Below are 18102 nucleotides of genomic sequence, written 5' to 3' on the forward strand. Positions count from 1 at the left end.
TACGGCATTTCTCATCATTATGTTGCCTGCTTTCTCTGTCACGGCAGCCAGTTTTGACTGTCGACTGGCCCGCAGTGCGGATGAAAAAGCGATTTGTGCATCGCGTACCCTCAATGACATGGATGTGGAGATGAGCGTTAAATACAAATTTCTCCATGGGCTTTACGCAATGGGTGCCGCCGGGGAACTAAAAGAATCACAGGCACAGTGGCTGACAGAACGACGCCGTTGTGGCAGTGACAAACCCTGCCTGAGAGAAATATACAGAAAGCGCTTAACAACGTTGAACCATCTTTATGACGCGATTAACAAACCACTCTGAATCCAGAGTGGGCTCGTTGGTTGTTGGAAGTGCCTTCATGCGAGGCACTTCCTTATCAGTGTGCACAGTTATTGGTTAGCGAATGATAATCCCCATCATTATTTTTTAATTTAATAATAGTTTCCACGGAAAATATATACGGTGATAAATGCGCCCCTGTTTGATTTAAAAACATATTTATCGCCATAAATAATCAAGCGCAAAACTATCATACTGGTCAATATTCACCGCAAAAAAATTTGTTATTCTCTTCTGCTTTACAGGGGGATTGTCAACCTGTTTACTATATTCAACTTAAATAGTTAATCACAAAATATCATCGCCATTACTGACGTGTTTTATTTATTGATAACAGTGACATACGTTCTTTTTTTATAAGCAAACAATCAATCGCTAAATTGTTTTTAGCCTTAATAGTTAATCGCGAAACATTTTAATGATTGATAAAAATCCTAAATTCCTTGTTCATAATGTAGGGGTGTGTTAAATAGGTGGGCAAAATTTGGTTCCCCCTTCTCGCCTGTAATATTGCAGCATCTTCGCACTTCCACGAGACATTGCGACTTAATAAGAAGGTGATAAGCCCTACATAAGCACATGGGCTGACCATAGTTTTATATTCATTAAAACACTTTGTTATAACCAATTGATTTAATATCAATAATTTATTGTTGGTTCGGGTTTGTTGTGACTATGGCATTATTTCCGAGCAAAGGAGTTGATATGTCTGAAAGACATTTCCCTGATGACCAGAGCAGTACTATCGATCCATATTTAATTACCTCGGTTTGCCAGACTCTGGCAGAACAAGGTGCTGCATTACAAAACTTGTCCAAACAGTTGGATTCCACTCAGTACCAGCGTGCTCTTGAATTGATAATTAATTGTAAAGGACACGTTATTCTTTCGGGAATGGGTAAATCAGGGCATGTTGGTCGAAAAATGTCTGCGACTCTGGCCTCTACGGGTACGCCGAGTTTCTTTATTCATCCCGCAGAAGCTTTCCATGGCGATCTGGGCATGATTACGCCTTACGATCTTCTGATCCTTATTTCTGCCAGCGGTGAAACAGACGAAATCCTGAAGCTCGTCCCGTCACTGAAGAATTTCGGCAACCGAATTATCGCCATTACCAATAATGGAAATTCCACGCTGGCGAAAAATGCCGATGCCGTGCTGGAACTCCACATGGCGAATGAAACCTGCCCGAATAATCTTGCACCAACAACGTCTACCACGCTGACCATGGCGATCGGCGATGCGTTGGCGATTGCCATGATCCACCAACGCAAATTTATGCCGAATGATTTTGCACGCTATCACCCGGGCGGTTCATTAGGCCGTCGCCTGCTGACCCGCGTTGCGGATGTCATGCAGCATGATGTCCCTTCGGTTCATCTGGATGCGCCCTTTAAAACGGTGATTCAACGTATCACCAGCGGTTGCCAGGGAATGGTGATGGTAGAAGACGCAGAAGGCGAGCTGGCGGGCATTATCACCGACGGTGACCTGCGTCGCTTTATGGAAAAAGAAGATTCTCTGACATCCGCCACGGCGGCGCAGATGATGACGCGTGAACCGCTGACGTTGCCAGAAGAAACCATGATCATCGAAGCGGAAGAAAAGATGCAAAAACACCGCGTCTCGACGTTATTGGTGACCAACAAGGCGAACAAAGTCACTGGTCTTGTGCGCATTTTCGACTAATTAAGCAACAGGGCGCGAGAGTTAAGTCTCTCATTGAATTTGCGCCCCACTGAAACTCTGATAATCGTTACATGTTGATAAAAGTGAAGTCTGCCGTATCCTGGATGCGTGCTCGTTTGTCTGCCATCTCACTGGCTGATATCCAAAAACACCTGGCGAAAATCATCATTCTGGCACCGATGGCAGTGCTGCTGATCTATCTGGCTATCTTCAGCCAGCCTCGCTATATGAGCGAATCGAAAGTTGCCATTAAACGCTCAGATGATTTAAACAGTGGCAGCTTAAATTTTGGTCTGCTATTGGGTGCCTCTAGCCCGAGTTCCGCAGAGGATGCGTTATATCTGAAAGAGTACATCAACTCTCCAGATATGCTGGCAGCGTTAGATAAGCAACTGAATTTTCGCGAAGCGTTTAGCCACAGCGGGCTCGATTTTCTTAATCATCTTAGCAAGGATGAAACCGCAGAAGGCTTCCTGAAGTACTACAAGGACCGTATCAACGTCTCGTATGACGATAAAACCGGATTGCTCAATATTCAGACGCAGGGCTTTAGCCCGGAGTTTGCGCTTAAGTTTAACCAGACCGTGCTGAAAGAGTCAGAGCGCTTTATCAATGAGATGTCACATCGCATTGCGCGTGACCAGCTTGCCTTTGCGGAAACGGAAATGGAAAAGGCACGCCAGCGTCTGGACGCCAGCAAAGCGGAACTGCTCTCTTATCAGGACAACAACAACGTTCTGGATCCACAGGCACAAGCACAGGCTGCGAGCACGTTAGTGAATACGCTGATGGGCCAGAAGATCCAGATGGAAGCGGACCTGCGTAACTTGCTGACGTATCTGCGTGAGGACGCCCCGCAAGTTGTGAGTGCGCGTAATGCGATTCAGTCATTGCAGGCACAAATCGATGAAGAAAAAAGCAAAATCACAGCGCCACAGGGTGACAAGCTAAACCGTATGGCGGTGGATTTTGAGGAAATCAAATCAAAAGTAGAGTTCAACACTGAGCTCTACAAACTGACGCTGACCTCCATTGAAAAGACCCGTGTAGAAGCGGCTCGTAAGCTCAAGGTGCTGTCTGTGATCAGTTCGCCACAGTTGCCGCAGGAATCCTCTTTTCCAAACATCCCTTATTTGATCGCCTGTTGGTTACTGGTGTGCTGCCTGCTGTTCGGCACCCTGAAACTGTTGCTGGCTGTTATTGAAGATCACCGAGATTAACGCTGTCGCTGAATGAGTTTGTGATGAAATTATTTAAATCAATTTTACTGATTGCCGCCTGTCACGCGGCGCAGGCCAGCGCGGCCATTGATATTAACGCTGACCCAAACCTGACAGGAGCCGCACCACTGCCCGGTATTCTGAGCGGACAAAAGTCGGATACGCAAAACATGAGCGGCTTCGACAATACCCCGCCGCCCGCACCGCCGGTGGTAATGAGCCGTATGTTTGGTGCTCAACTTTTCAACGGCACCAGCGCGGATAGCGGTGCGACGGTAGGATTCAACCCTGACTATATTCTGAATCCGGGCGATAGCATTCAGGTTCGCTTGTGGGGTGCGTTCACCTTTGATGGTGCGTTACAGGTTGATCCCAAAGGTAATATTTTCCTGCCGAACGTTGGTCCGGTGAAAGTTGCAGGCGTTAGTAATAGTCAGTTAAATACCCTGGTCACATCCAAAGTGAAGGAAGTGTACCAGTCCAACGTCAACGTCTACGCCTCCTTATTACAGGCGCAGCCAGTAAAAGTGTACGTGACCGGATTTGTGCGTAATCCTGGTCTGTATGGCGGTGTGACGTCTGATTCGTTACTCAATTATCTGATCAAGGCTGGCGGCGTTGATCCAGAGCGCGGAAGTTACGTTGATATTGTGGTTAAGCGCGGTAACCGCGTGCGCTCCAACGTCAACCTGTACGACTTCCTGCTGAACGGCAAACTGGGGCTTTCGCAGTTCGCCGATGGTGACACCATCATCGTCGGGCCTCGTCAACATACGTTCAGCGTTCAGGGCGATGTCTTTAACAGCTACGACTTTGAGTTCCGCGAAAGCAGCATTCCCGTAACGGAAGCGTTGAGCTGGGCGCGCCCTAAGCCTGGCGCGACTCACATTACGATTATGCGTAAACAGGGACTGCAAAAACGTAGCGAATACTATCCGATAAGCTCAGCGCCAGGCCGTATGTTGCAAAATGGCGATACCTTAATCGTCAGCACTGACCGCTATGCCGGCACCATTCAGGTGCGGGTTGAAGGCGCGCACTCTGGCGAACATGCCATGGTGCTGCCATATGGCTCCACCATGCGTGCGGTTCTGGAAAAAGTCCGTCCGAACAGTATGTCGCAGATGAACGCGGTTCAGCTTTATCGCCCATCAGTGGCCCAGCGTCAGAAAGAGATGCTGAATCTCTCGCTGCAAAAGCTGGAGGAAGCATCACTTTCCGCCCAGTCCTCCACCAAAGAAGAAGCCAGCCTGCGAATGCAGGAAGCGCAACTGATCAGCCGCTTTGTGGCGAAAGCGCGCACCGTGGTTCCGAAAGGTGAAGTGATCCTCAACGAGTCCAATATTGATTCTGTTCTGCTTGAAGATGGCGACGTCATCAATATTCCGGAGAAAACATCGCTGGTTATGGTTCATGGCGAGGTGCTGTTCCCGAACGCGGTGAGCTGGCAGAAGGGAATGACCACCGAGGATTACATCGAGAAATGTGGTGGCCTGACGCAAAAATCGGGTAACGCCAGAATTATCGTCATTCGTCAGAACGGTGCGGCAGTCAACGCGGAAGATGTGGATTCACTCAAGCCTGGCGATGAAATTATGGTTCTGCCGAAATATGAATCGAAAAACATTGAAGTTACCCGTGGTATTTCCACCATCCTCTATCAGCTGGCGGTGGGGGCAAAAGTGATTCTGTCTTTGTAAGGAATTGAGATGAGCAAAGCAGTTATTGTCATTCCGGCCCGCTACGGCTCCTCGCGCCTGCCGGGTAAGCCACTGCTCGATATTGTTGGCAAACCGATGATCCAGCACGTTTACGAGCGTGCGTTACAGGTGGCGGGCGTCGCAGAAGTTTGGGTGGCAACAGACGACCCGCGCGTTGAACAGGCCGTGCAGGCGTTTGGCGGGAAAGCCATCATGACGCGCAACGATCATGAATCCGGCACCGATCGGCTGGTCGAGGTGATGCATATGGTGGAAGCAGATATCTACATTAACCTGCAGGGCGATGAACCCATGATTCGTCCGCAGGATGTAGAAACGCTACTACAAGGAATGCGTGATGACCCCGCGTTGCCAGTGGCAACGCTATGCCACGCGATTTCTGCCGAAGAAGCAACCGAGCCAAGCACGGTAAAAGTGGTGGTAAATACCCGCCAGGATGCACTTTATTTCAGCCGTTCGCCGATTCCGTATCCGCGTAATGCTGAAAAAGCGCGCTACCTGAAACACGTCGGTATTTACGCTTATCGTCGCGATGTGCTGCAAAACTACAGCCAGTTACCTGAGTCCATGCCGGAACAGGCGGAATCACTGGAGCAGCTACGGTTGATGAACGCGGGGATCAACATTCGCACATTTGAGGTTGCCGCAACCGGTCCGGGCGTCGACACCCCGGCATGCCTTGAAAAGGTGCGCGCTCTGATGGCGCAGGAACTGGCCGAAAACACATGATTGGCATTTACTCGCCTGGCATCTGGCGTATTCCGCATCTGGAGAAATTTCTGGCGCAACCGTGCCAGAAACTTTCTCTGCTGCGCCCTGTTCCGCAAAACATCGATGCTATCGCCGTGTGGGGGCATCGCCCCAGCGCGGCGAAACCAGTCGCCATCGCCAAAGCAGCGGGAAAACCTGTCATCCGTCTGGAAGATGGATTTGTGCGCTCGCTGGATCTTGGCGTCAATGGCGCACCGCCGCTTTCTCTGGTGGTGGATGATTGCGGCATTTACTACGATGCCAGCAAGCCTTCGGCACTGGAGAGACTGGTACAGGATAAAGCTGGAAATACAGCTCTGATAAGCCAGGCCAGAGAAGCGATGCACACCATCGTGACCGGGGATTTGTCGAAATATAACCTGGCGCCTGCGTTTGTGGCTGATGAGTCAGAACGTGCAGACATCGTTCTGGTTGTCGATCAGACATTTAATGATATGTCAGTGACGTATGGCAGTGCTGGCCCGCATGAGTTTGCCGCCATGCTGGAAGCCGCGATGGCGGAAAATCCTCAAGCCGAAATTTGGGTGAAGGTGCATCCGGATGTCCTGGAAGGAAAGAAAACAGGTTATTTCGCTGATCTGCGCATCACGCAACGAGTACGTTTGATTGCCGAGAATGTCAGCCCGCAGTCGCTGTTGCGACACGTTTCCCGGGTTTACGTCGTGACCTCCCAATACGGCTTTGAAGCCTTACTGGCAGGAAAACCAGTAACATGTTTCGGCCAGCCCTGGTATGCAGGTTGGGGCTTAACCGACGATCGCCATCCGCAGTCCGCTTTGTTATCCGCCCGACGCGGTTCTGCCACGCTGGAAGAACTTTTTGCCGCAGCATACCTGCGTTACTGTCGCTATATCGACCCGCTTACGGGGGCCGCAAGCGATCTGTTTACCGTACTGCAATGGCTGCAATTACAGCGCAGCCATCAGCAGCAGCGTAATGGCTATTTATGGGCGCCAGGCTTAACGTTGTGGAAGTCGGCGATCCTGAAACCTTTCTTGCGTACCGCGACAAACCGACTGAGTTATTCACGTCGCTGTACTGCGGCCACCGCTTGCGTGGTATGGGGTGTAAAGGGAGAACAGCAATGGCAAGCCGAAGCGCAGCGGAAATCACTGCCGTTATGGCGAATGGAAGATGGTTTTCTGCGTTCATCCGGGCTTGGCTCTGACCTGTTGCCGCCGCTATCGCTGGTGCTGGATAAACGCGGGATCTACTATGACGCCACGCGCCCCAGCGACCTGGAAGAGCTGCTTAATCACAGCCAGCTAACGCTGGCGCAGCAGATGCGAGCTGAGAAGTTGCAGCAACGCCTGGTTGAAAGCAAACTGAGCAAGTACAACCTGGGGGCCGATTTCTCTCTGCCTGCCGAGTCCAAAGGTAAAAAAATCATCCTGGTACCGGGTCAGGTAGAGGACGATGCATCTATTAAAACAGGCACTGTCTCGATTAAGAGCAACCTTGAGTTATTGCGCACAGTACGCGAGCGTAATCCGCGCGCCTACATTATTTATAAACCGCACCCGGATGTACTGGTGGGAAATCGCAAGGGCGATATTCCGGCAGAACTGATTGCTGAACTTGCTGATTATCAGGCACTGGACGCAGATATTATTCAATGCATTCAGCGCGTAGATGAAGTGCACACCATGACATCATTATCCGGGTTTGAAGCGTTATTACATGGCAAACAAGTTCATTGTTACGGCCTGCCCTTCTATGCCGGTTGGGGGTTAACCGTTGATGAACATCATTGCCCGCGCCGCGAGCACAGATTAACGATAGCAGACTTGATCTATCAGGCGTTGATTGTTTATCCAACATACATTCACCCAACACGGTTACAACCTATTACGGTTGAAGAAGCTGCGGAATATTTAATCCAGACGCCGCGCAAGCCGATGTTTATTACCCGAAAAAAAGCGGGGCGAGTCATACGCTATTACCGCAAATTAATTATGTTCTGCAAAGTTAGATTTGGCTAAATAATTTCACCATTGACTATTACACAGATTATTTATGCAAGACAACGCACTAACCGTTTTATTATCGGGTAAAAAATATCTGCTATTGCAGGGACCGATGGGACCTTTTTTCAATGACGTCGCGGAATGGTTAGAGTCATTAGGCCGTAACGCTGTGAATGTTGTCTTCAACGGCGGGGATCGTTTTTACTGCCGCAATCGACAATACCTGGCTTACTACCAGACGCCGAAAGAGTTTCCCGGTTGGTTGCGAGATCTCCACCGACAATATGACTTTGATACCATCCTCTGCTTTGGTGACTGCCGCCCATTGCACAAAGAAGCAAAACGGTGGGCAAAGTCGAAAGGGATCCGCTTTCTGGCATTTGAAGAAGGATATTTACGCCCGCAATTTATAACCGTTGAAGAAGGCGGTGTGAACGCATATTCATCTCTACCGCGCGATCCAGATTTTTATCGTAAGTTGCCAGATATGCCTACGCCGCACGTTGAGAATTTAAAACCTTCAACGATGAAACGTATTGGTCATGCGATGTGGTATTACCTGATGGGTTGGCATTACCGTCATGAGTTCCCTCGCTACCGCCACCACAAATCGTTTTCCCCCTGGTATGAGGCACGCTGCTGGGTTCGTGCGTACTGGCGCAAGCAACTTTACAAAGTAACACAGCGTAAGATATTGCCGAGGTTAATGAATGAGCTGGACCAGCGTTATTATCTTGCCGTTTTGCAGGTATATAACGATAGCCAGATTCGTAATCACAGCAATTATAACGATGTGCGTGACTATATTAATGAAGTCATGTACTCATTTTCGCGTAAAGCGCCGAAAGAGAGTTATTTGGTGATCAAACATCATCCGATGGATCGTGGTCACAGACTCTATCGACCATTAATTAAGCGGTTGAGTAAGGAATATGGCTTAGGTGAACGAGTCATATACGTGCACGATCTCCCTATGCCGGAATTATTACGCCACGCAAAAGCGGTGGTGACAATTAACAGTACGGCGGGGATTTCTGCGCTGATTCATAACAAACCACTCAAAGTGATGGGCAATGCCCTGTACGACATCAAAGGATTGACGTATCAAGGGCATTTGCACCAGTTCTGGCAAGATGATTTTAAACCGGATATGAAACTGTTTAAGAAGTTTCGTGGGTATTTATTGGTGAAGACGCAGGTTAATGCGGTTTATTATGGGGAGATGATATTTAACAAGATAAAACAGGATAAATATTTTCGAAGCTTGCCGCGTCAAGTATGAAATATAATAATAAACAACACAAAACAATTATTAAAATGATGCCATTTAATGTCACAAAAAAAATATAAACAACACCCATTCACAAACCAAGTTAAAAATCCAAGATATGATTTTGTTATTATCTATAAATGATATAAGTATAATCCATACACTAATCAATTATTTTTGTAGAAAATTTATTTTATTTGTACTCACACGAAAATATGACGAAGTTATTCGCATTACACATTTATAATCATCAAATATGAAAATATTGTTACTATCATCACTCCTCAATAAGTTTATCTAAAGGAATGTAATATAATTGAGCAAATCTTTTTTTATGATCCCCCAGAGCATACATGATAACCAATGATTTTGATTTGCTATCAATCGCTAAACCTTCAGGTTCCCAATGATTTTCTTTGCCACTGTTAAGAGAATCTTTTTTCCCTACTGTTACATTATTAAACTTTCTTACAAGCTCTCCTTTTAACGTGTAAATATAGATTCTTTTATTTTCTCTATTCCCTCCCCCACTCAACAAATATATATATTTATTATCAGCGGTAATGGCTTGCAATACATAATTATCATTGGTTAAGCCCGCATCGATAAACCATTCTATATTTTGTTCTGATGAAATATCACTCTCGATTCGAAAGTTAACTTCTTCACTATTATAGACTCTTAATAAGTCCCTACCATTCAACTTACTTCTTACTATTAAATATTTAGCATCTAAGGTTAAAACAGGCATTGTACTAACACGGGTATTATATGGTCTATCGAATACTTTTGTAAATTTCATATCATACGGAAACGCTTGCTGCTGATATTTAAAGTGAGTGATAAACCATCCCTTGTAACTAAATGCATCACCAGCCGAAGAAACTAAATACCCATTGCTATAATCAAAAGTTAAACCTTGATGACCTATAAAATCCGTAGGGTTCTGAAAAGAACAAGCCGTAATTGTATTAGATTCGTCAACAAGCAAAAAATGATTTACAACTCCTTTTTCTGGTTTCCCTGTTACATGTAGTGTATATAGACCATCAGTTTTATCATCAATCACAAAACCTTGAGTAACGTTATTCTTACCTTTCCCCAACCGATGTAGCTTTATTTTTTTAAATATATAATTATCATCTATAATAACATCTTTATCAGAAGTGATACTTGCCTTGACATTAAAACACAACAATAACAACAACAAGAGATTTAAATTCTTAATCGCATTCATAAAAAATAATTACCACTCTGATAACAATCATATTTTAATATGTTGACTCTAGGAGTTTTGTCTTTATTTTCTTATCTTCATGCACATAACTACATAGCCATTGTATTCTCTCAGAATATGTTTTATGTTTTAACATAGGCAGGGAATAAGATATCATGTAATCAATTATATCATTAGGGCATGATGGAATACTTGAATTACATACCACCTTATCAAATAAAATATTCTTATAAAACGGCAGCATTCTTTTGGGGATATGTATTCTTTCCGCCTTGTTTTCTTTTAGCACTACGCTACATGGAATTCTTCGAGAGTGAAACTGTACCTCCATAGCAGAAATATCAGTAATTGCAAATGAAACACCGATATTTTCTACCTTTTTTTTTCTGCCTTTCCAAAAAACAAAATAACAATATTGTCGTACAAATCTATCCTCTACCAAGAAAACAGTTAAATTTGATCTCAAAAAAAAATCAATGCATTCATTCAAATAATATCGATACTTTGCATCTCTATGTCCTAAATTAGGATGAGGTTGTATAAAAATTTTTGTAATGTTATTTTTTTTACAAAATTTATCTATGTTTTTTGCGGTAGACATACTAATCGAGCAATAATTTTCTTCCGGAACTCCCCCCTCCCATGTAGGGGCATAGACAAGACTATGCGAATTTGATTCGTATTTAAAAATATTGCTACCGATAAAAGTATCGCCTAATTTTAGCACTTTCCCATTGTTGATATCGTACTGAGTGAATATACCTGATTTCAAATATCTATCAACTCCAACATCACCTGATGTAATTACATAGTCGTAGATTCTAATAATTGGTTTAACAGAGGCTAGCTTATGACTCTCGCCGTGAGTTACAAAAACATGGATAAGATCTCTATTGGCTACGACACGACAATTGGACTGTGCATTAAACAAATAAAATACAATTTTTCCCTTGATAAAGGATAGATCTGAATTTTTTTTAATAAACTTAAACGTTATATTATGTTTATTAAATCTCTCGACAGCTAAATGTTCTATTTCCTTATAATATTTACAAAAAACACTAATACAATCCTTGTTATTAAATACTTGTGATTGAAAGTAACGAATAAGCTGTTCAAATGCACCTTTTATCTTTGTATCTATATATATATAATATAGGCTATTATTGGACATAATGTATGCCCCTTGTATTTATTGTCATATTAACATCTATTTATTTATGATATCTCACAGGATTTAATATTTTATAAATGTTATTAAAAAGACCTTTAGGTTTATCTTTAACAATTATAAAAACAAAAACCAATAACTATTGGTGCAATTTATCTGGAGCAATGCTATTTAAAATAGCATTCTTAATAAAAAATGTAGTAAAATCTTGTAAAAAAAAATAAATTTATAATGCTTTATGGAAAACACAAATGAAATATACATTCATCCATTTTTTGTTAAAAATATTAAATTACGGATCGTTTATTACAATAACTAAAAATCAAAAACAGTCATGTTATAACTAAAACATTGATAATTACACATTATAATAGACCATGATAAATAAACATAATTTAAATAAGGTAGTAGCATAATGAAATTTATAGTACTCATCATTTTTGTTTAATTATTAACTTTAATGATTAATCATTTATGATTGCTATCTATAAAATGATTATTAGCCACTACCTATGATATAGCGTTTGTTAATTGTCCACCGGTTAATTAACACCCGTATAATTCTCTATCAATTACAAATCATCTTCCATCTTTACGGATATCAACAATAAGCCCTGTCCTGTTTGAGCCTAACACTTTAAGGCTTGTAAGGGCAACATCTTTGGGGTCAAGAAGCAAGTCGCTAGGTTCAACGCCAAAATTCGATGTTCTCATCGGTGTTGCAGTTCTTTCTGGATTAATACAATTAACTTTTATGTTGTCTGAGGTCCATTCTTCTGCAATTGCTTGGGTAAAGTTTACAATTGCAGCCTTCGAAGATGAATAAAGAGCATAATAAGAACGCCCACGAGTATACGAACTTGATGTAAAATTCAATAGCATCCCTGAAGATTTTTTTAAATATTTTTTTGCAGCGATAGCTATATTAACAGCCCCAACATAATTAATGCCTATTAGAGAATTCACTTCATTAAATGTAAGTGCATCAATTGGTTTCTTTATCAAAACACCAGCTGTATTTATTATATAATCTATTGAACCCAACTTTTCATTAACATTATTAAGGAAGTGTTCTATATTCTCGATATTAGCAATATCAACATTATTGAAAGAACGACTTGCAACTTCAACATTTGCGCCTAATAAAATTGCCTCCTTTTGTATTTCCAATCCAATACCACTGTTTCCACCAAATATGACAATATTTTTCCCTTTAATAAAACTTAAATCATCACCTGTAGAAAAAGATATTTTATTCGCTTCCTGAAGTAATTTTTCTGCGATAAAAAGATCAATAGGTTGTGTTACTTTCATATTTGCTTCAGTCCCCATGACTGTAGCGACCCGGACACCAGGTACCATTGATCGAACAACACCACAATCACACGTAAAACTAAACCGCTTTTCAGCAATTGCTCGTTGATATGCCAATTTTATTGTTCCTAACTTAAATGCTTGTGGTGTTTGGCCCCGCCGCATTAGTGCGCGATTTGGTATATTAGAAATACATCCGTCATCATAGACCTCGACTAAGGTATCTGCCGATGGAATAACAACATCTACAGCTTCAAAAATTTTCAGAGATTCGATACAATTACTAATTATTGTCTCATCGATTAATGGTCTTACAGCATCATGGAAAAGGATATTGCAATTATCGTCTTCGCCTTCCAATCCTTGTAACGCTGAATATGTTGAATCAAATCGCTCCTTCCCTCCATTAAAAATTTTTGTAACTTTATTCCATTGGTTTTTCTTCACATAATCCCATGTCAGTTCAGTGTAATTTGGTTGTGAAACTATAATAATCTCATCAATTAACTCTGTTCTTTCGAAAGCATCGATAGTATATTCTATAACTGCTCTTCCTGCTAACTTTGTAAACTGCTTTGGTAAGGTTCCTCCAAATCTCGCACCTGAACCACCAGAAAGAATAACAGCAATATTTTTCATATTAAACCACCTTATTTTTATTGAATAACAAATTCACGTTTATTTTCTTTTTCTGAAACAGTTGAACTTATTCTCTTAAGCTCATTTAAAAATGCATCGTTTACTGTTTCATTTACACTCAAAAGATAATCTAATGCTTTATATCTGGCTTCAGCTAGATGATCATTACCATTAATAATTATGTTTTCTATTAGTTGCATCAACTGCTCTATATTTGAAAAGGTGTATGCATAATCAGAATAATGCATATCACTTCCAGAAGTAATCACATTACGATCTTCAGGAATATAAATAAAAATTGGAGATAATGAAGATATACATTCACTTACTACAGCTGAAATATCACAAATAAACAAATCACTGTTAACAACCAAGTTGGGTATCGGTTCTGACTTGTTAGCAATTGAAAGCATACAAGAACGATCTATGAAACTATTTTGTAATGCATCTTGGATCGTTTCTAATGTTTTATCTCGTGAGCCTGTAAGTGGATGGTATTTAGCTACTATTTTACAATTAAGTTTTTGTTGTAATTCAGAGAGAAATATAGGTGACAATCTAGCCGATGAATAATTATTCTCCTCAAAAGCACCTTCCCATGTTGGAAAGTAAGTTAGTGTCTTAATAATATGTTCTGTCACATTATTATTACTAACAGATTGTTTTACAATTTGCTTTAAGGAAGGACGCCCTACTTTAACAAACTTTATATGTTCTACATTGAATCCTGCATTTTTAAATCTATCAATATGTGCCTGCCCTGCTACCCAAATTTCATCATACACCCTAAAAAACTTATGCGCACTTGCTGCTTTATCACTATCACCATGTCCTAAAAATATATGTTGGTAAATATTGTATCTTAGAGTATGAATCAAATTACCAGTATTAGAAAGATAGTAAATTGCTTTAAGATATGGTAACTGATTCAGAACCTGTTCCACTGCGATGGCTGACTTTGCATACACAATATCCACATTTGGATATTTTGTAATAGCCCAATTATAAAGATTGATGTCTCTAATTAATAATGCAAACCTTTCATTTGAGGCTATAAATTCACCGATCCATTGTTCAATATGAAATGAACAATTTATACCTTCTCCCGTATGTATCAAGTGGTTTATTTTTGTAAACAGCCTAATATTTGTTGTAATCATTTTAGGTTCATTTTTAGCTAAGTTATTAGTAATGTTTTTTTTCTTATCCTTTTCAGCCAACTTAGGTGTTTTTGAAACAATATTGACTTTTTCTGATTTATCAGGTTGTTTTTTATTATTTGAGTCTTTTATTGTATCTCCACGTCTTTTCTTAATCATATCTCTGAAGAACATATCAGGCTTTGTTACTAACTTGCTTAACTTTGACAAGCTCCAACTCCTTTTCAAAAACAATTAATGCTTTAAAATATGAATGCATAAAATATTTTTATCTTAAGATGTGACATCTAATAAAAACACCATTACATTTTATATTTTTTAGCTCAGCAAAGGCATACTCATCTTATTTTACCATACACAATTAAAGTGTATTTTTATAATATATAAGATAAATGCTTTAGATCGATTTTGTAATAACTCTTTTTACATCATCAATATATGACTTATGGTAATGGATTTAATATACCATCACACCTATACTCCTCTATCCCTTCCTGAACATCCTCATGAAAACTAACCACATTATCATCCTTAAACACAATGGCTACATCACAAAACTCTTTCAATGAATTCAAACTATGTGAAACCATTAAAAAACTAGATTCTTTATGCCTTTCTTTAAACAATTGAGCGCACTTTTCTTTAAACCTGGCATCACCGACTGCGGTTACTTCATCGACGATATAATAATCAAACTTAAATGCCATGCTTAAACCAAAGCCTAAACGCGATCGCATACCAGATGAGTAAGTTTTAATCGGCATATCGAAGTACTTACCGAGTTCGGCAAATTCTTCAACAAACTCAATTTTCTCTTTCAGCTCTTCTTGCTTCGCGTATAACCGCGCAACAAATTTTACGTTTTCTCGTCCGGTTAAACTTCCCTGAAATCCACCTGCAAGGCCGACTGGCCATGATATGGTTTTATTGGTGATGATCTTTCCACTGTCGGGGCGGTCAATGCCGCCAATCATTCTCAGTAACGTTGATTTACCCGCTCCGTTGCGACCAATAAAGGCGACACTTTTTCCTGAAGGGATTTCGATGTTTAAATCCTTAAAGACATAATGCCGCCCCGTTGGTGTGCGATATGACTTCGTCAAATTCTCAATCTTAATCATGATGTCAGCATTGCCTCTTCACGCGTTCGGTATAACGCCAGACCGATGAACAGGGTGACCAGAGTGAACATTGCCAGGTAGTTCAGACTCACGCCTTCGCTGATATAGCCAGGCATAACTGCCTCGCGGCTTAACTCCACGACATGCACTAATGGGTTCCAGAGTAGATACGACCAGTATTGCTTTGGAATCGAGTGTAAAGGGAACATGATGCAGGAGATGAAATACAGCGGCTTAAGTAGTATCGGCAGGACCTTTTGCATTTCAGGGAAGGTTTTGCCAACGACCATGAATATTAAGCCGACGCCACATGAAAGAATGATCAGCAGACTCCAGGTAAGCACAAGTTGTAAAAAGTTTGTTATTTCGAAATATTCGCCGGCCATCCAGACAATGAGCATAAGCAATATATAAACAGCAACGTAAATCAGTGTCTCAAGCAGTGCGCGCGCAATGATCGTATCGATGGGTTTTACTGGTCGATAATTAAACAATCCCTGGTTCGCTTCAATAGCACCTACAGAACGATTGCTGATACTGCTAAAGATAAAAAAGGGAATCAGGCCATTAAGTAAAAACACCGGGAATGAGATGTCTGGCATCGTGCGGTGCATAATGTAACCAAAAATGCCCAACAGTATCAGCAAATGCGCAGAGGGTTCGAGAATCGCCCACAGATATCCCAGACGGAACTTACCAAAGCGTGTTCGTATTTCTCGTAGAAATAATGCCTCTACGGTGACTTTCTGGACTTCAAATCCACTTCTTGCCATTTGGTGATGTGATCCTATTCTCTTCAGGTATGCTACCGCCCCTGGCTTAACAGCTACCAATACACTGGAGGTAATACTTGTTTGTAACTGGATAAAATTCACTCAGACGGTTTGACCTTTTTAATAACCGCAAACAATTTCATCTGAAATTATTTCCGCAAGGACAAATAGATCTATTTCCGTCTCGTTTCTTCTAATCCATTCTTCAGGCATGAATGTATTCGGTCTTCTGGTAATTTCAGAAAACTGGCCGTTTTAGAATGTAGAGTTAATTTCTCAGGAAATTATTTCTACCTCTTTTTGCTTAACCAATATGGCTTGAAAAAGACGTAACGCAGCATGCGTTCTGGATTACTCCGGAACACACTTATTCAAAATGGGCCGCTAATTTCGCAAGAAATTATTTTTTACTATTACTGTTAACTACTTGATTATAATACCACCTATGACTTTCATACGTAACAATACCTGCACTCTGTCTCACAACAGAACGCACGTGATTGATTATCAATAAATTGTTTACCAGGAAACTATTTCCATATTTAAAATTCACTCATGTACTTCTTATTTATATCTACAGCACCCTCTTTACAGTTATATTTGTGATCTCCATCACATTTAAACGGTGTTATTTAAGTTGTATCAATAATTCCGCAGGTAATTATTTTTGCCGATTAAGATATACGGCTTGATTATTTTTATTATTTACTTTAACCAGCGTTACAGCCAGCATTAACCGTCGGTAGATATACCAAATCAGACATTTCTTAAAATCGACGAATAGTTTCCACTGAAATTATTTTACTTTCCCAAAATTCCCTTTCTGATTATCTCCAGGAATTTTACTAATTTCCAGGCTACACAAAATACAGATCACACAAGAATTATCCTATATGTTTTGGCCTATCAATTGTTACCCAATGATTTATTGCAGCTATTAATAATCATAATGTGTCAAAACACTTAAGCAACTTTACAGTCTGAGAAAGATGTCGATTCACAAGGACTACATGTTGAAAAACGAATTCCTACAGTATTGTCGAACATTCCGTGGTGGTCTGGAGGGAGATAATTCTTGCTACATCGGAACTCAGCCCGGTGAGCGGGTTTGACAGTTCCGCACTCACCATTGGGCTAAGGGTTATCAGGTGGGGTTAAGGAAATGGCAATACCTACCCCCGCCCAAACTCCAGTCGCTGCACGTTCACCATTCCAGCCTTTTCACCTGCACTGACATCAATTTGTGTCACCCGCAGCGCATATTTTTCGTTCAGCGTATTGAGCCAGTTCAGCAGGTCATTAAACACCACCGGTTCTATCCAGACCTGAATATTCTCCCCGCGCTCGGCTATCCGCTTGATGACCACGGAGTGCACGGAAGCACTGTCACTGATGACCCGCGATACCTGTGCAGGCGTTGTCGTGGCGGATTTTCGCGCCGCAATAATATCCGGCGCGGCGCTCTTCATCCGGGAGTTCATCGCCACCAGCTGTTGCAACATCGTCTCCTGTTGCTCTATCCGTTCGCTCAAAGGCTGCCAGATGAGGACGTAATATCCGGCGCTAAACAGGAACACTGCCGCTGCCAGTAACATGCCTTTTTCACGCGGCGAACGCCCTGCCAGGTGTTGTGCCAGCCAGTGTTCGCCACGGCTTAACTGGCGTTCACGCCATTGCTGAAAATAGTGAATAAATTTATCGCGTAACAT

At 41.8% G+C, this 18102-nt stretch carries 14 protein-coding genes; 7 read left to right on the forward strand and 7 right to left on the reverse strand.

Going from position 1 to position 18102, the window contains the following annotated elements; translation table 11 throughout:
* The first annotated feature begins 19 nt into the window (after positions 1-19).
* The 7 genes from FEK66_RS14500 (at position 20) to FEK66_RS14530 (ending at position 8990) form a co-directional block, all read left to right on the forward strand.
* On the forward strand, positions 20-322 hold the full coding sequence (locus tag FEK66_RS14500; protein ID WP_240782951.1) for a lysozyme inhibitor LprI family protein: 303 nt from the start codon (positions 20-22) through the stop codon (positions 320-322).
* Between the two features lie 723 nt (positions 323-1045).
* A complete protein-coding gene (locus tag FEK66_RS14505; protein ID WP_135410438.1) occupies positions 1046-2029 on the forward strand; it encodes a KpsF/GutQ family sugar-phosphate isomerase in 984 nt (327 codons plus the stop codon).
* Between the two features lie 71 nt (positions 2030-2100).
* Positions 2101-3249, forward strand: a complete 1149-nt coding sequence (locus tag FEK66_RS14510) for a capsule biosynthesis protein (protein ID WP_138211486.1) — start codon at positions 2101-2103, stop codon at positions 3247-3249.
* A gap of 23 nt (positions 3250-3272) precedes the next feature.
* On the forward strand, positions 3273-4949 hold the full coding sequence (locus FEK66_RS14515; RefSeq protein WP_032226219.1) for a polysaccharide biosynthesis/export family protein: 1677 nt from the start codon (positions 3273-3275) through the stop codon (positions 4947-4949).
* 9 nt (positions 4950-4958) lie between these two features.
* A complete protein-coding gene (gene kdsB, locus FEK66_RS14520; RefSeq protein ID WP_135495042.1) occupies positions 4959-5699 on the forward strand; it encodes a 3-deoxy-manno-octulosonate cytidylyltransferase in 741 nt (246 codons plus the stop codon).
* Entirely contained in the window at positions 5696-7723 is a 2028-nt protein-coding gene (locus FEK66_RS14525) for a capsular polysaccharide biosynthesis protein (protein ID WP_135495043.1), read from the forward strand. The genes kdsB and FEK66_RS14525 overlap by 4 nt, the downstream gene beginning before the upstream one ends.
* Positions 7724-7757: 34 nt before the next feature.
* Positions 7758-8990: a capsular biosynthesis protein gene (locus tag FEK66_RS14530; protein ID WP_135495044.1), complete on the forward strand. Its 1233-nt coding sequence runs from the start codon at positions 7758-7760 to the stop codon at positions 8988-8990.
* 265 nt (positions 8991-9255) lie between these two features.
* Here FEK66_RS14530 and FEK66_RS14535 read toward each other — a convergent pair whose 3' ends face one another.
* The 7 genes from FEK66_RS14535 to yghD form a co-directional block, all read right to left on the reverse strand.
* Entirely contained in the window at positions 9256-10215 is a 960-nt protein-coding gene (locus FEK66_RS14535) for a hypothetical protein (protein WP_135495045.1), read from the reverse strand.
* A 34-nt stretch (positions 10216-10249) separates the two neighbouring features.
* Positions 10250-11389, reverse strand: a complete 1140-nt coding sequence (locus tag FEK66_RS14540; RefSeq protein WP_138211487.1) for a hypothetical protein — start codon at positions 11387-11389, stop codon at positions 10250-10252.
* A 576-nt stretch (positions 11390-11965) separates the two neighbouring features.
* Positions 11966-13339, reverse strand: a complete 1374-nt coding sequence (locus FEK66_RS14545; protein WP_000789018.1) for a bifunctional cytidylyltransferase/SDR family oxidoreductase — start codon at positions 13337-13339, stop codon at positions 11966-11968.
* Positions 13340-13356: 17 nt separating this feature from the next.
* Positions 13357-14709 (reverse strand): CDP-glycerol glycerophosphotransferase family protein, encoded by a 1353-nt coding sequence (locus tag FEK66_RS14550; RefSeq protein WP_240783241.1) that lies wholly within the window; start codon positions 14707-14709, stop codon positions 13357-13359.
* Between the two features lie 233 nt (positions 14710-14942).
* A complete protein-coding gene (locus FEK66_RS14555) occupies positions 14943-15620 on the reverse strand; it encodes an ABC transporter ATP-binding protein (protein WP_135495046.1) in 678 nt (225 codons plus the stop codon).
* Complete coding sequence (locus FEK66_RS14560) at positions 15617-16393, reverse strand: ABC transporter permease (protein ID WP_000124294.1); 777 nt, start codon at positions 16391-16393, stop codon at positions 15617-15619. The genes FEK66_RS14555 and FEK66_RS14560 overlap by 4 nt, the downstream gene beginning before the upstream one ends.
* Before the next feature lie 1172 nt (positions 16394-17565).
* Complete coding sequence (yghD, locus tag FEK66_RS14565) at positions 17566-18102, reverse strand: GspM family type II secretion system protein YghD (RefSeq protein ID WP_135495048.1); 537 nt, start codon at positions 18100-18102, stop codon at positions 17566-17568.

The sequence above is a fragment of the Escherichia sp. E1130 genome (assembly GCF_005781065.1).
Classification (GTDB): Bacteria; Pseudomonadota; Gammaproteobacteria; order Enterobacterales; family Enterobacteriaceae; genus Escherichia.